At 52.0% G+C, this 15,590-nt stretch carries 10 protein-coding genes; 9 read left to right on the top strand and 1 reads right to left on the bottom strand.

The window, feature by feature from the left end; all coding sequences use genetic code 11:
- Nucleotides 1-29: 29 nt before the first annotated feature.
- The 8 genes from JXQ28_06355 (at nt 30) to lysS (ending at nt 13,906) form a co-directional block, all read left to right on the top strand.
- Nucleotides 30-1,790: an SLC13/DASS family transporter gene (locus JXQ28_06355; GenBank protein MBN2277350.1), complete on the top strand. Its 1,761-nt coding sequence runs from the start codon at nt 30-32 to the stop codon at nt 1,788-1,790.
- Between the two features lie 167 nt (nt 1,791-1,957).
- Entirely contained in the window at nt 1,958-3,727 is a 1,770-nt protein-coding gene (locus JXQ28_06350) for a hypothetical protein (GenBank protein ID MBN2277349.1), read from the top strand.
- On the top strand, nt 3,720-5,066 hold the full coding sequence (locus JXQ28_06345; protein MBN2277348.1) for a sigma-54-dependent Fis family transcriptional regulator: 1,347 nt from the start codon (nt 3,720-3,722) through the stop codon (nt 5,064-5,066). Before JXQ28_06350 ends, JXQ28_06345 begins: the two co-directional genes overlap by 8 nt.
- A gap of 728 nt (nt 5,067-5,794) precedes the next feature.
- Nucleotides 5,795-6,676 (top strand): NAD(P)H-dependent oxidoreductase subunit E, encoded by an 882-nt coding sequence (locus JXQ28_06340; protein MBN2277347.1) that lies wholly within the window; start codon nt 5,795-5,797, stop codon nt 6,674-6,676.
- A 28-nt stretch (nt 6,677-6,704) separates the two neighbouring features.
- Nucleotides 6,705-9,899 carry an FAD-dependent oxidoreductase gene (locus JXQ28_06335; protein ID MBN2277346.1) on the top strand — a complete coding sequence of 1,065 codons (3,195 nt, stop codon included), beginning with the start codon at nt 6,705-6,707 and terminating at the stop codon, nt 9,897-9,899.
- Complete coding sequence (locus JXQ28_06330; GenBank protein ID MBN2277345.1) at nt 9,896-10,573, top strand: (2Fe-2S)-binding protein; 678 nt, start codon at nt 9,896-9,898, stop codon at nt 10,571-10,573. Before JXQ28_06335 ends, JXQ28_06330 begins: the two co-directional genes overlap by 4 nt.
- 35 nt (nt 10,574-10,608) lie before the next feature.
- Complete coding sequence (locus JXQ28_06325; GenBank protein ID MBN2277344.1) at nt 10,609-12,198, top strand: FMN-binding glutamate synthase family protein; 1,590 nt, start codon at nt 10,609-10,611, stop codon at nt 12,196-12,198.
- 202 nt (nt 12,199-12,400) lie between these two features.
- On the top strand, nt 12,401-13,906 hold the full coding sequence (gene lysS, locus JXQ28_06320; protein MBN2277343.1) for a lysine--tRNA ligase: 1,506 nt from the start codon (nt 12,401-12,403) through the stop codon (nt 13,904-13,906).
- A gap of 69 nt (nt 13,907-13,975) precedes the next feature.
- On the opposite strand, the gene JXQ28_06315 is transcribed toward lysS, so the two are convergent.
- On the bottom strand, nt 13,976-14,473 hold the full coding sequence (locus JXQ28_06315) for a peptidylprolyl isomerase (GenBank protein ID MBN2277342.1): 498 nt from the start codon (nt 14,471-14,473) through the stop codon (nt 13,976-13,978).
- 385 nt (nt 14,474-14,858) lie between these two features.
- Here JXQ28_06315 and JXQ28_06310 point away from each other — a divergent pair, with 385 nt between their 5' ends.
- On the top strand, nt 14,859-15,584 hold the full coding sequence (locus tag JXQ28_06310; GenBank protein ID MBN2277341.1) for a dockerin type I repeat-containing protein: 726 nt from the start codon (nt 14,859-14,861) through the stop codon (nt 15,582-15,584).
- Nucleotides 15,585-15,590: the final 6 nt, after the last annotated feature.

Raw genomic sequence — 15,590 nt, 5'->3', positions numbered from 1 at the left:
GCGGGGGGAGCGGCAAAGAACCATCATCGATGCCGCGCGATATTTACCTGGCCAGGGTAACCCGTAAGTTTGACTGGAAAAGGCTGTTCTTCATTTTTCTGGGGCTCTTTCTTTTCGCTATCGTCTATTTTTCTCCTGACTGGCCCGATGCCATAGATCCCAAAGGACAGCATTTCGTTTTAACTTACGAGGGTAAGGCGGCCTTGGGGCTGTTTTTCCTGGCCGCTGTCTGGTGGGTGTTCGAGGTTATCCCCATCGGCGTCACCGGGATCGCCATTGGCGTGATCCAGGCCCTTTTCCTGATCCGCGACACCCGGGTGGCTTTCACCGATTTTCTCGACCCCTCGGTTTGGTTTATTGTCGGCTCGGTGGTGATCGGGATGGCTTTTGCCCGAACCGGATTGACCAAACGCATGGCCTACAAAATGCTCCTGCTGGTCGGCGAAAAAACCAGTATGATCTATCTGGGATGCTTTATCATGACCGCCATGTTGACTCTGATTATGGCCCATACGGCCGTGGCCGCCGCTGTCTTTCCCCTCCTGATGGCCATTTATTCGCTCTACGATGAGGGTGATAAGCCAACCCAATTCGGCAAGGGGCTTTTTATCGGCATGGCTTTCGTGGCTGGGGCAGGAAGCGTTATCACTCTACTCGGAGCGGCCCGCGGGGCGGTCGCAATTGGCTTTTTCAAAAGTATTATCGGCCGCGAAATTACCTTCTTCGGCCTCTCGGAATACATGTTTCCGCTCGGCGCGGTCATGGTTATTCTGCTCTGGGGATTGATGATGATTATGTTCAAGCCGGAACAAAAAACTATCCCCGGCCTTCGCCAAAGAGTCGAAACCCTGAATAACAACCTGGGTGGAATCACTCGCCGGGAAATTCTGACCCTGGTGATTGTCTTCGCCACCATCGCCGTTATGAGTCTGCGCTCCTTTATCCCGTTTCTCGAGGATTTGAATAAAAGCGCCGTAATCCTGATCGCCACTCTCCTCTTTTTTCTTTTGAAAATCCTGACCATTGATGATCTGGAGGAAATTCCCTGGAATATCGTCCTGCTGTTCGGCGGGGCCATGAGTATCGGTTTCTGTCTCTGGCAAACCGGAGCCGCCAGCTGGATCGCTATCCAGTGGCTGGCGATTCTCAAGGATGCTCACTGGTTTATATTCGTCATGGGTATTTCGCTCTTTATCCTGATTATGACCAACCTGATTATGAATGTTGCCGCCATCGCCATCTCGCTCCCGGTGGCGCTGGTGATTGCACCCTATCTCGGAGTGGCCCCGGAAGTGGTCATGTTTTCGTCGCTGGCGGTGGCCGGGATGCCGTTCCTGCTTCTGGTTGGTGCCGCCCCTAATGCCATTGCCTATGAAAGCCGGCAGTTTACCAGCGGAACATTTTTCATGGCCGGAATCCCCGCCAGTCTTTTACTTTTGATTGTGCTGGGGCTTTTTGTCTGGATTATCTGGCCCTTGATGGGTATGCCGGTTACCATCGATAATCGAGCCCCTGAAATCCTTACCATATCCGATCAGACAATCATGATCGGGGAAAAATTCCTCGATATCCCGCTCGATTCATTTATCAGCGATGATAAACCAATTGAAGAAATCAATTGGAGTTTCTCCGGCAATGAAAATCTCATGGTCCGGATCGAACAACGGGTGATGAACATTGACATTCCCGTCACCGGCTGGACCGGGACCGAAGCAATTTGGCTGAAAGCCTGTGATGCTTCCGGATTGTGTGATTCCGCCGCTGTCAAATACACTGTCCTGGCGCCATAGAGCATCCTGAAGCGGATCGGACAGGTCCGCCTTGGTATATATCGACTCAATCCCCCGGAACTCAGCGGACCTATTAATCTTCTTGACATTTCCGCAGTTATGCGCATTCTATACCATAAAAACAGCCACTTGCGGCCGTTTGAAGCAGTTTAAAAGCGGAAAAGAACATGTTTTCTCGAAAAAGCCGGCCGCCGGAAATAGTCCGGAACAGACCATCAGCCAGATCGGCCAAGGATTTTATTTTCCTCTCACACCAGATTCTCCAGCTGGCCGATCGCAGACTACGCCGTTCCGATTTTATGAGAAAAATAGCTTCTCTGCTGGTTAATTTTTCGGAGTGCGATGAGCTGGAAATTAGGCTGGGGCAGAACAATGATATGTTGCATTGTATATGCGGCCGGAATATCGATGAGACCTTTCATCTGGAGACGCGCCCCTGCCTGAAAACGGCCGACAGAGTTTGTCTGCCCTGTTTGACCGGCGACCATACGACTGAAATAATCTGTCAGAAAGCGGCGGATATTTCCTTGGTGCCATCTCCCCCGCTGGTTGCCAATAAGGGAAGTCTGTGTATTAATTTCGCGGGAGAAAGTATCAGAATTCCCGTCAGGGGACAAGATTCGATTGAAATAAAAAGCGAACTCTTTCCCGGTTTTCAATCGACAGCGTTGATGCCCTTTGAAACTGATGATGGCAAAAAGGGATTGTTGATCTTAAAAGCGCGGCCAATCGATTATTTTACTTACGAACTGGTCGAAGCCTATGAGGAAATCAGTCACATCCTCGGGATGACTATAAGCTACCGGAGTACCCGGGTCGCCCTGCGCGAACGGGTCAAGGAACTGACCTGCCTGTACCGGATTGCCCGGGCCGCGGCCAATCCGGACCGATCGATTGACGATATTCTAAGGGAAGGCGTTCAACTCCTGCCGCCGGGCTGGCTTCATCCGGAAATAGCGGCGGCCCAGATCGAACTGGATGGACGCCGTTATGCCACCATCAGTTTCGACCGTTGTGTTCAGAAAATCGGTGCCGATATCATTTCCCTTGAAGTTCGCCGCGGCCGGGTCGAAGTGGGTTATGTCAAAATCATGCCCGAACTTGATGAAGGAGCGTTTCTTCGCGAAGAACGGGACTTGATCGATGCTGTCGCCGCCGAAATCGCCATGATTATCGAACGGCGCCAGGCCGAGGAAGATAAGATCAATCTCCAGGAGCAGTTGCGGCATGCCGACCGGCTGGCAACCATTGGCCAACTGGCGGCCGGAGTGGCCCATGAGCTGAACGAGCCGCTGGGCAGTATCCTGGGATTCGCCCAGCTGGCCAGAAAGGACCCGGAAACACCTGCCCAGGTGGGTCAGGATTTGGAAAAAATCGAGGCGGCCTCACTCCATGCCCGCGAGATTGTCAAAAAATTGATGCTATTTGCCCGACAGGCTCCGGCTCAAAAAGAATCGACCAACCTCAATCGGATTATCAAAGACAGCCTGTTTCTTCTGGAATCCCGTTGCGCTAAAGCCGGAATTATCCTGACTCAGATATATTACTCGGATTTGCCGGATATTCGGGCCGATGCCGGGCAGATATCCCAGGTTTTGGTTAACCTGGTCGTCAATGCCATCCAAGCCATGCCCCGGGGCGGTAATCTGACCATCGAAACCGATCTTAAAGATGACCAGGCACTATTGATAGTTGCCGATACCGGTCACGGTATCGACAAAAAGGTTATTGATAAAATTTTCCTGCCCTTTTACACCACCAAGGATATCAACGAGGGAACCGGATTGGGGCTGGCGGTGGTTCAGGGAATAGTGGTGGGCCACGGAGGCTCTATCGGGGTCGATAGCGAGCCGGGAAAGGGAGCCCGTTTCGAGGTCTGTCTGCCGCTGGTTAACGGCAACCATTTTACCGGTAATGGAGAAATCGAGCATGACTAAAGATAAACCATCAATTCTGGTGGTCGACGATGCTGTGGATACTCTCGAAATTCTTCAGCGAAACCTGTCATCGCAGGGTTACCAGGTATTTACCGCCACAGGGGTCATGGAGGCCATCCAGTTTTTAAAAGGCACCCCGGTCGATCTGGTTATCACCGACCTGAAAATGCCGAAAGTCAGCGGCCTTGATCTTATACGGCATGTCCGTGAAAATATTCGCGATACCGAGGTGATGATGATTACCGGCCATGCCACGGTCACCGGAGCAGTCAAGGCGGTTAAAAGCGGAGCCGAGGAATACCTGCCCAAACCGTTTACGGACGAGGAATTATTCACGGCGGTGCGGCGGGTTCTCGATAAACTCAAAGCCCAGCGCATTGCCCGGTCAAGGACCACCGCCAAATCCGGCTCCCGCTATGGTATTATTGGGGAATCGCCGATTCTTCAGGATGTTTTCCGGTCGATTGCCAAAGCGGCTATGACCTCGGCCACGGTTTTAATTACCGGGGAAAGCGGAACCGGAAAGGAACTGGTGGCCAGGGCTATTCATTACAGCAGTCCCCGGGCTTCGGCTCCCATGGTGCCGGTTAATTGCGGTGGTATTCCTGAGGGTCTTCTGGAAAGCGAGCTATTCGGTTATGTCAAAGGGGCCTTTACCGGGGCCACTGAATCGCGCGCCGGGTATTTTCAGACCGCCGAAGGCGGCACCATCTTTTTTGACGAAATCAGCGAGACCGGCCTGCCGATGCAGGTTAAACTGCTTCGGGTATTACAGGATAAGGAGGTCTGCATGGTTGGGGCCAGCCGAACCAGAAAAGTCGATGTCCGGATTCTGGCCGCCACCAATAAAGACCTTCGCAACCTTGTCAACAAAGGTTCCTTCCGTGAAGATCTGTTTTTTCGTCTCAGTGTTATCACTATCGCGGTGCCCCCATTACGTGAGCGGGGTGATGATATTTTTCTCCTGATCAATCACTTCACCCGCAAATTCGCCGAGGAATTCGGCAAACCAACCCCCAGATTTTCCGATGAAACACTGGATATTCTGAAAAACTACTACTGGCCCGGCAATGTTCGCGAACTGGAGAACGTTATCCAGCGGCTGGTGGTTATGACCGATGATGATGTTATCAATGTCCCCGACCTGCCGGCCTTGATGCGATTCTCCATTATCCGCGAGGCGGGGCTTGATCGATCTCTGGCAGAGATTGAAGCCGAATACATCCATAATGTCCTGGCCGGAGTTGATGGCAATAAAACCAGGGCCGCCGAAATATTGGGGATCGATCGCAAGACACTCCGCAAAAAATTGGAGGGATTCAAAGACAAACCCTCCTGAGTATTTGACCGGGGAATATTTCCCCGGCGGGACGATTATCCTCAGATATATGAGGCCGGTTTTACCGGTAGCATTTCGAGAAATACGCAGTATTTTTCATTCAATCATTATAATCTATTGTCTATCAATAAAATAAACGCGCTGTACAACGGGCGGGAAACAGCAAAAAACATCCCTGGTATATATCAAATGTTTGGCACGCTTATTGTTATATAATTGGTCAAATATTAAACAGGTAATCAGGGAGATTTATCTTAATTAAAAGCGCTTTTAAAGGAGGGACCAGCCTTTTCTTCCCCATTTAAACTCCTTGCTATTCTTGATGGAGGGAGAACAGGTCGAGTCTCTCGTTTAAAAGCGCTTTGTAATTAAGAAGCGCCGCCGGAAAGAATCTGTCAAGCTAATTTTATTCCAGAGTCTTCCGGTACAAACAAATTCAAGTAAGAAATTCTCCCTGATTTCACCGGTCACGCAATTTAGAGTTTTGTGCCGTGCCATGTCATGATTGACGATAAATCTTCATCGCCAGATCAAAAGAATGATGGCCATCGCGGTCATTCCCAAAACACAGCCAAATCCTCAAACAACAATCATTCACCACAAAAACCATTCAAGGGGCTCTGTGTCAGTTGTGCCATTCGAGATACCTGCACCCGGCCCAGGCCCGATGATGGAGTCTGGCATTGTGAGTATTACCGCTGATTTCAAACCATTTTGTCAATGTATAGATGATTCAACTGTACGGAAGGTTAAGCCATATGGATCATGTCGAAATTTCGGGTATCCTGAAAAAACATGAAAACGAAAGGGAGGGTATTATCGCCATTCTGGGTGATATACAGTCGAAATACGGCTATCTTCCCGAGGAAGCGCTGAGAGAGGTGTCGCTGAAAACCAGGCGGTCCCTGGTCGATATTTACGGAGTGGCTACTTTTTATAAGGCTTTCAGCCTGAAGCCGCGCGGTAAACATTTGATCTCGGCCTGCCTGGGAACGGCCTGCCATGTTCGGGGCGGTCCCTCTATCGCCCGTGAAATCGAAAATCAACTGGGTATCAGAGCCGGTCAGACTACCGACGATCGTGAATTCACCTTCGAAACCGTCAACTGCCTGGGTGCCTGTGCCATCGGGCCGGTGGTCGTAGTCGATGGACATTATTTCTCCAATGTCAAAACCTCAATGGTCAAAGGCATTCTGGATAAAGCCCGTCGGGGATTGGACCGAATCGAGGTCGAGACCGATGAACGGGTCTTCCCGCTCGATGTCAGCTGTGCCCATTGTAACCATAGCCTGCTTGATCCCAGGCATCGGATTGACGGTCACCCTCCAATCCGGGTAACCATTTCATTCGGCAATAATCATGGCCGACTGGCCCTGTCGAGCGTCTACGGCAGTTATAATGTCGAAGCCGAATTCGAGATTCCCCCCGACACCATCGTTCAAATGTTCTGCCCCCATTGCCATGCGGAATTGACCGGCGGCGCCCGGTGCGGCGAATGCGGAGCGCCGATGGTCCCAATGATTGTCCGCGGCGGCGGGGTGGTGCAAATTTGTTCGCGGCGCGGGTGCCATGGTCATATGCTTGACCTGCGCGGCGCCGGAATCGAATAATGCGGTGAGATATGAGGAGTAATGACAAATGAGAAAACTAAAAACGGTTCAGGAATTGATTGATTTCCGCCGCCGCATTATCAGCGATAATGAAATCCAAGAGGTTAAACCGACCTTGGTTATCAGTGCCGATACCGGGGCCCAGGCCAGCGGAGTCAATGATATTATCCGAATTGTAAAAAGATATATCCTGGAAAGAAGCCTCAGAGAACGGATTAATCTGAAAATAACCGGATGTCACGGCTTCTGTGAAATGAATCCCTATATCGTGGTCGAACCCTACGGCCATTTCTATCCCAAACTGAAAATGGAAGATATCCCCAAAGTTATCGATGCCGCGCTGGGCGGTTATGTCGCTCAGGCAGTGATTTATAGGGATGTCAACGGAACAGCGATTGAAAAGAAACAGGATATTCCTTTTTTCCGACGGCAAACCCGGAATATTCTTGGCAAAAATGAAAAAATCGATCCTATCCGGATTTTCGATTATATCGAAAACGGCGGCTATAAAGCCCTTGAAAAAGTAATCCTAAAGAATGATCCCGAATGGGTCGTCAATGAGGTGATCGCTTCGGGTTTGAGAGGCCGCGGCGGAGCCGGTTTCCCGACCGGGAGGAAATGGCAGTTTGCCCGGGCTTCCGGCCGCAAAGGCGAAGAAAAATACATTATCTGTAATGCCGATGAGGGCGATCCCGGGGCCTATATGGATCGGGCTGTTCTCGAGGGAAATCCTCATGCCATAATTGAGGGTATGATTATCGCGGCCCTGGCCATTGGGGCCACCAAGGGTTACATTTATGTCCGCAGCGAATACCCGCTGGCCATCAAGCATTGCCTGATCGGGCTACGACAGGCCCGGGAAATGGGCCTGCTTGGAGACAATGTCCTCGGATGCGGAATCAAGTTCGATATCAAGATTTTCCGTGGCGCCGGGGCTTTTGTCTGCGGCGAGGAAACGGCCCTGATTCGATCTATTGAAGGGCATATGGGTGAACCCCGCCAGCGGCCACCCTACCCGATCGCCAAAGGTCTCTGGGGACATCCAACCTGTATCAACAATGTTGAAACGCTGGCCAATATCCCCGATGTCATTAACAAGGGCGCGGCCGAGTACGCCAAAGTGGGTGTTCCGGGCAATACCGGGACCAAGATTTTCTCGCTGGTCGGAAAAATCAGGAATACCGGTCTGGTCGAGGTCCCTCTGGGAATTACCATCGGCGAAGTGGTTTATGATATCGGCGGCGGCGCCTCCGGGGGCGGCAAAATAAAGGCCGTTCAGACCGGCGGCCCCTCCGGCGGCTGTATCCCCGCCCGCATGTTCGATCTGCCGATCGACTATGATAATCTGGCCAGGGCCGGTTCGATTATGGGCTCCGGCGGCATGATTGTCATGGATGATAATACCTGCATGGTTGATGTCGCCAAATATTTCATGGGCTTCCTGAAAGATGAATCCTGCGGCAAATGTTACACCTGCCGCAAGGGCACGCAACGGATGTACGAGATTCTCGATGATATCACGCGCGGGGTGGCCACTATGGAACATCTTGATCTGCTCGAGGAACTGGCGGTGGTCGTCCGGGATACTTCCATGTGCGGCCTGGGTCAATCGGCGGCCAACCCGGTCCTCAGCACCCTTAAATATTTCCGCCATGAATATGAGGAGCATATCAGGGAGAAAAAGTGTTCGGCCTTCGTCTGTCATGACCTGGTCGGCGCTCCGTGCCAGTCGGCCTGTCCCTTGGGAACAGAGGCCTGGCGCTATGTGGCTTATATCGCCGGAGGTGAATATGAAAAGGCCTACACGGTTATCCGCGAAGCCAACCCCTTCCCGTCAGTTTGCGCCCGCGTCTGTCATCATCCGTGCGAGTCGCGATGCAAAGCGGGGACTTCGGGAGGCGATCCGATTGCCATTCGCTCGCTAAAACGTTTTATCACCGACCGGATCGAGCCTTCGACCTATATCCCGATCCGCGAGGTATGGACCGACGGTGAACCGCCACGGGTAGCTATCATCGGTTCCGGACCGGCGGGGCTGACAACGGCCCACTATCTGTCGCTTCGCGGTTGCAGGGTGACCGTGTTCGAAGCCGAGGATTGTCCCGGCGGCATGTTAACCTGCGCCATCCCGGCTTACAGGCTTCCCCGCGAGACTATCCAGAAAGAGATCGATTCTCTTCTGGACGACAATATCGAGGTTATCTGCAACCGGCCGCTTGGTGCCAAACTCACCGTGGATGGCTTATTCAAAGATGGTTTCAAGGCAGTCCTTCTGGCTATGGGAGCTCACAAGAGTAAGCCTCTAAAAATCGAGAACGAGGATGCCGAAGGAGTTTATCCCTCGATAGAATTCCTGAAATCATTCAATTTGAAAAATCAACAGAAAGCCAAAGGCCGGGTCGGGATTATCGGCGGCGGGAACTCCGCTTTCGATGCCGCCCGCATGGCTCTTCGCCAGAAAGAGGTTTCCGGCGTGACGATTTTCTATCGCCGGACCCGGAATGAAATGCCGTCCTTCGAAGAGGAAATCGAAGCGGCCGAACAGGAAGGAATCAAAATCGAGACTCTGGTCACGCCGGTTCGGATTGTCAAGAAAAACGGTCACGTGGCCTCGCTGGTCTGCCTCCGCAATCGGCTGGGCGATCTTGACAGCAGCGGCCGGCGGCGGCCGCTTCCGGTCGAAGGCTCGGAATTCAGCGTTGATCTGGACACTCTGGTGGTGGCTATCGGCGAGGATTCCGGAACCGATTGTATCGCCCCGGCGCACTCCAGCGGTATTGAAACAACCGAATGGGACACTGTCAAGGTTGACCGGGAAACGCTTCTGACCAACCGCCCCGGGGTGTTCGCCGCCGGCGATGTGGTCACCGGCCCGAACACCGTGGTCGATTCTATCGCGGCCGGAAAACGGGCGGCTATCATGATCGAGCGGTACCTGAAAGGTCAAGAACTGAAACAGGCCCATCGGCCCAATCTTCCCCGTGTCTACGTCGAACCGGTCAAAATAGAACCTGAAGAAATACAGCAAATGAAACGGGCGGAAACTCCGCGCGCTTCGGTTGAGTGGCGGAAACGCAATTTCGCCGAGGTCGAGGAATCCCTTTCGACGGGCGAAGCCCGGCGCGAAGCCTGTCGATGCCTGCGTTGTGATCTGGAATTCACCCGCGCGGTAAAAAACGAAAAGGAGGCAGCGGCGGTGGTCTCAGGAGGTAAAACAGTATGATTAATTTAACCATAAACGGAGTCAAGCTCGCCGTCGAAGAGGGCACCACCCTGCTCGAGGCGGCCCAGTTTCTGGGTTTCCCTATTCCGACTCTCTGCCATATGGAAGGATTGACGCCCTACGGTGCCTGCCGCCTCTGCGTGGTGGAAATAGGTGATCCGCCCAACTCGCGGCTGGTGACATCATGTACTTATCCGGCCCAGGAGGGTCTTAAGGTCCGAACCGCATCGACGCGCGTTGTTAAAGCCCGCCGGATGATTCTGGAACTTCTGCTGGCCTCCTGCCCGCAGTCCAAGACCATTCAGGATCTGGCCTCGGCCCACGCAATCAAACAACAGCGTTTTCGCCAGGAGTATGAGGATTGCATCCTTTGCGGGCGATGCGTGAGGATGTGTCAGGAACAAATGATGGCCGGTGCCATCGGCTTCCGGGGTCGCGGGGAAAACCGTTCCCTGGGAACGCCGTTCGACATCAAATCCGATGTCTGCCGGTTGTGCGGTGGATGTATCTATGTCTGCCCGGCCTGCGAACTCCGGTGCACCTTCACCGAACCGGAAAAAGCCATTTGCGGCGGTTGCGCTAACCTGGCCCCGCCTTGCCTGGAAAAAGAGAAATTTGACGACATGATGTGCTATATGAAACCGTGTGTCGCTTGTGAAATAAGAAAAGATTGAAAATAAAAGAGCCAAAGTATAGAGGAGAAAAAGCAATGTCATTTACGCGTGTGAATGCTTCGGCGGCAACCCTGACCAAAAACAGAACCGAGGATTCGGTTGTCCCCAATTCCGGCATGTGTGTTACCTGCGTGGACGGGTGTATCGGGATGTGTGAAATCGGTAAATCGGCCTATCGCGGTCATGAAGTTATCTACCCCCAGCCATTCGGCGTTATCACTACCGCCGGGGAGAAAAATTACCCGGTTGATTATTCTCATTTCAATATCATGGGAACCGCCGTCGGCGCTCATGGTATCGAAGAGGACAGCGATAAGGCCATTTTCCCCAATGTCAAGCTTGAGGTTATGATCGGGCACGATAAGGGCGTCAAATTCCGTTTACCCTGGATCATCCCCGGAATCGGATCAACCGATGTGGCCAAAAATAACTGGGAAGGTCTGGCCATCGGGTCCGCCCTGGCAGGAACCGGTCTGACAATCGGCGAGAATGTCGTCGGTATGGACCCGGAATCAAAATTCAACGGCAACGGCCGCGTAATCGATACGGTCGATCTTAAACGCCGGGTTAAATTGTACCAGGATCATCAGCGCGACGGCTACGGGGCCACTATCGTTCAGGCCAATATCGAGGATACCCGCCTGGGTACCCAGGAATACGCCATCGAGAAATTGGGTGTCCATTGTGTCGAATTAAAATGGGGCCAGGGCGCCAAAAATATCGGCGGCGAAGTCAAGATCAAGGACCTCAAAAAAGCCCAACTGCTTTATCAGCGCGGCTATGTGGTCCTGCCCAATCCGACCAATCCCGAAGTCATTCAGGCCTTTGAGAATGGCGCTTTTAAGGAGTTCGAGCGTCACTCCCGGGTCGGCATGGTGACCGAGGAATCTTTTGCCCAGCGGGTGGGTGAACTTCGGGCCGCCGGCGCCAAGTATGTTTTCCTGAAAACCGGCGCGTACCGTCCCTCGGATCTGGCCCGGGCCATAAAGTTCGCCTCGAAATACAACATCGACCTGCTCACCGTGGACGGTGCCGGGGGCGGAACCGGAATGAGCCCGTGGCGCATGATGAATGAATGGGGTATCCCGCCAGTGGAACTTCACTCGATGCTTTACGAATATACCAAAAGGCTCCACGACCGTGGCGAATATGTCCCGCCGCTGGTTCTGGCCGGTGGGTTCACGTTCGAGGATCAGATTTTCAAGGGCCTCGCCCTGGGCGCTCCGTTCGTAAAAATGATCGGTATGGCGCGTTCGCCGATTGCCGCCGCCATGGTCGGCAAAACCATCGGCAATGCTATCAATGCCCATCAACTCCCGGTTTACGTGGAACGGTTCGGAAGCACCATCGACGAGATTTTCGTCACCGCCGCCGATCTTCGTCATGAACTGGGTAACAATGAATTCGCGAAAATCCCGGCCGGTGCGATCGGTCTTTATACCTACTATGAACGCCTGGCCCAGGGTCTTCGCCAGTTGATGGCCGGAGCCCGGAAATTCTCGCTGGAACATATGACCCGCGACGATCTCTGCGCTCTTACCAAAGAGGCCGCCGAAAGAAGCGGGATTACCTACGTTATGGATGTTGACAGGGCCGAGGCGGTCAGTATCCTCGATGCCGATTAATCTTTCCGCCTTCTGATTTCTGAAGGCTGTTGATTTATGCGGGGCGGGTGAAGAATTCTTCACCCGCTCTTTTTTATGCCGACCCCGCCCGATTCAATCGTATTAATACCGTCCGATGGAACTTAGACGTTGATTTTAAGGCCCGGTTTGCTTAACATCTATGCATCGGATTCGATTATTATACCGCGACTGGAGGTTTCGTATGGGAATAGATTATTACGGTGTCCGCCTGGGAAAACTGGAAGAATGGATGAAAAGGTTTCCCCCGCGTTACCCGGAAAAATACGATAAGACACACTTCTGTACCGAGTTGAAAAATGTCCCCGATGGAACCGACAATGTTTCCACGGCCGGGCGGATTATCGCCTTTCGGGTGATGGGTAAACTGACTTTTGCCCATATCCAGGATCACACCGGAAAAGTCCAGTTCGCTCTCAATGCCAGAAATATCGAGGCCGACCTGTATAAATTCCTGGTCAAGCATCTCGACGTCGGCGATTATATCGGGATCAAGGGGGTGATGTTTACCACCCAAAAAGGCGAACGAACCCTCAATGTCAAAGAATGCCGCCTGCTGGCTAAGGCCCTGCGCTCGCTTCCGGAAAAATGGCACGGTTTGATAGATCGGGAACAGCAGGCCCGCCAGCGTTATCTCGACCTGATCTCCAATCGCGAAACCATGGAACGGTTCGCCAAACGAAATGAGATTCTCCGGTTCATGCGCCGTTATCTCGATGAGCATGGTTTTTTCGAAGTGGAAACCCCTATTCTGCAGGTGGCCTCCTCCGGTGCCTCGGCCCGACCCTTTGTCACCCATCATAACGCTCTTGATCTCCCGCTGTACCTGCGAATCGCCCCGGAGACTTATCTCAAACGGTTGATGGTCGGCGGTTATGAGCGAGTGTACGAAATCGGGAAGTGTTTCCGCAACGAGGGTATCGACCCATCGCACCTCCAGGAATTCACTATGCTGGAATATTACGTCGCCTACTGGAATTACCGTGATAACATGAAATTCATCCGGGAAATGATCCAGGCGATGGTCAAACAGACTACCGGGTCGCTCGAAATAGAATACCAGGGCGAAAAGATCGATTTCTCCGGTGAATGGCAGGAAATTACCTACCGCGATCTGGTCCTTCGCGATACCGGAATCGACCTGGATACTATTACAACCCTGGAGCAATTGAAAGAGGAAGTTAAAAAGCGAAATCTCGATATCGAACTGGACAAACATGTCGGCCAGGGATCGCTGATCGATTCGCTGTATAAAAAATACAGCCGCCCCAAATTAATCCAGCCTACCTTCCTGACCATGCATCCCAGCATCCTGGTCCCGCTGGCCCGCCAAACGGATGATAATCCGGACCGGCTGGATATGTTCCAGGTGGTGATAAATTCATGGGAGCTGGTTAAAGCCTATTCGGAGTTGGTCGACCCGATCGAGCAAAAGAACCGCCTGCTCGATCAAAAGGAACTGGCCGCCCGGGGCGATGATGAAGCGATGATGCTCGAGGAAGATTATATAATCTGCATGGAATACGGGATGCCGCCGATGTCCGGCCTGGGACTGGGTATTGACCGGATGGTGGCGCTTTTGACCGACAGTAAGAACATCCGCGATGTCATCTACTTCCCGTCACTCAAACCGATCGAACAATCGGAAATCGAACTGGAAGAAAAGGAATCCGAACCGGGCGGTAATTGAACCGGAGATTCCGGAAATAAAAAAGGCCCCGCCATTACGGAGCCTTTTTTATTTCCGAGAAATTCATAACTACATGATTTCCACTACTTCCACATCAAACAACAGCGTCTTCCCGGCCATCGGATGGTTGGCATCGATCGTCACCGAATCGGCCATGACTTCTTTGACCGTCACGGTCATAACCCGTCCGTCGGGCTGCTGCGATTGAAGTTGCTGGCCCGCGACCAGATTCATATCCGGGGGGAATTGGCTTTTGGGTATCGTGGCAATCAGGTCGGATCGAACCTGACCATAGGCTTCATCAGGGGTAATGGTGATGGTTTTGGTTTCGCCGACCGCCATTCCCAGCAGGCCGATTTCGAATCCGGGGATAATATCGCCGCTACCAATCGTTACCTCAAGCGGTTCGCGGTCCCGTGAGGAATCGAATTCCTCACCGTCTTCGAACCGGCCGGTGTAATTCACTTTGACTTTGTCGCCGTCTTTAACCCGTCGCTGACTGCTGCAACCTCCGAAAGCCAGAATCGCAATCAGTAAAAACAATAATCCTTTCGTCGCCGATTTCATAAGAAACCTCCAAATTATGTCCTGTCCGTATCTATTCTTAATCGGTACCAGTCAGGCCGTTCGGGCTGGAGTGGTCTGTCGGGAAGATTCAGAATAAATGTGCGAATTCCTGTGATCCTTTCACGTTTTCGCCGTCATAATCTTTTGACGGTCGGAAGGGTCGGCCCGGAAACCCTTATCCATCATGTCGGCCAACAATAATCATAATCCATGCCAATGTCAAGCCCGAAGGTCATTTCGGACATCCCGATAAAGCCGTTGATCTTCCCGGGCAAAAATGGTTTGCATAATTCCCGAAAATTGATTACTTTATTCCCATAAGTTTTATAATTACTTTGATTTACAAGCCGTACCGGTCTTTCCGAAATAGGGGATGGAAATTTTTATGACCAGATTTGCGGGGACCATATTTATCGTGGGATTATGTCTGGCCGCACAGTCCCTTGGGGCCGACGACCAGGTTTATCCCGCCGGATCAAATTTTAACAGCGATTATTCGCTTTCCGCTGATATTATAACGTCTGCCGATACTCTGACAATCAACCGGTATCTGGTCAACAATGAGAATTTTGAGTTATTGGGATTATACTTTTCCGACAATCTGCCAACCGAATTCGTAATCACCGAATACGCGGTGACAATAAACGGCAATCCGGTAGAAATTGTTTTTGAGGAAATGGTCGATTCCGTCTATTCCGAATACAAGACCTGTTACTGGGTGATCACTGATCCGGATGGCACGATTACCAATGATATCAATCCGGGCGACAGCCTTGATCTGGAATTGTCACTGGTATGCAACACCGCCGGTCAGTATGCTCTGCCGTTGCATACCACCGTTTTATTCGGTAATGATAACGGCTATTTCTGTGTTGGAGATTCTCTTAATGTTGAAGTTATATATCCCCCCACTTGCGGCGATGCCGATGGTAGCGGCGCTTTGAATATCCTCGATGTTACTTTTCTGGTCAACTATCTATACAAGAACGGCGAGGCCCCATCGCCGATCGAATCGGGCGATGAAGACGGCAACGGAGTCATAAATATTCTTGATGTTACCTACCTGATAAAGTACCTTTACAAGGATGGCGATCCGCCTGTCTGCCCATAATAGTTT

Source organism: Candidatus Zixiibacteriota bacterium, assembly GCA_016933955.1.
Lineage (GTDB): Bacteria > Zixibacteria > MSB-5A5 > GN15 > PGXB01 > JAFGTT01.
This window is presented reverse-complemented; position numbering and strand designations above follow the sequence as displayed.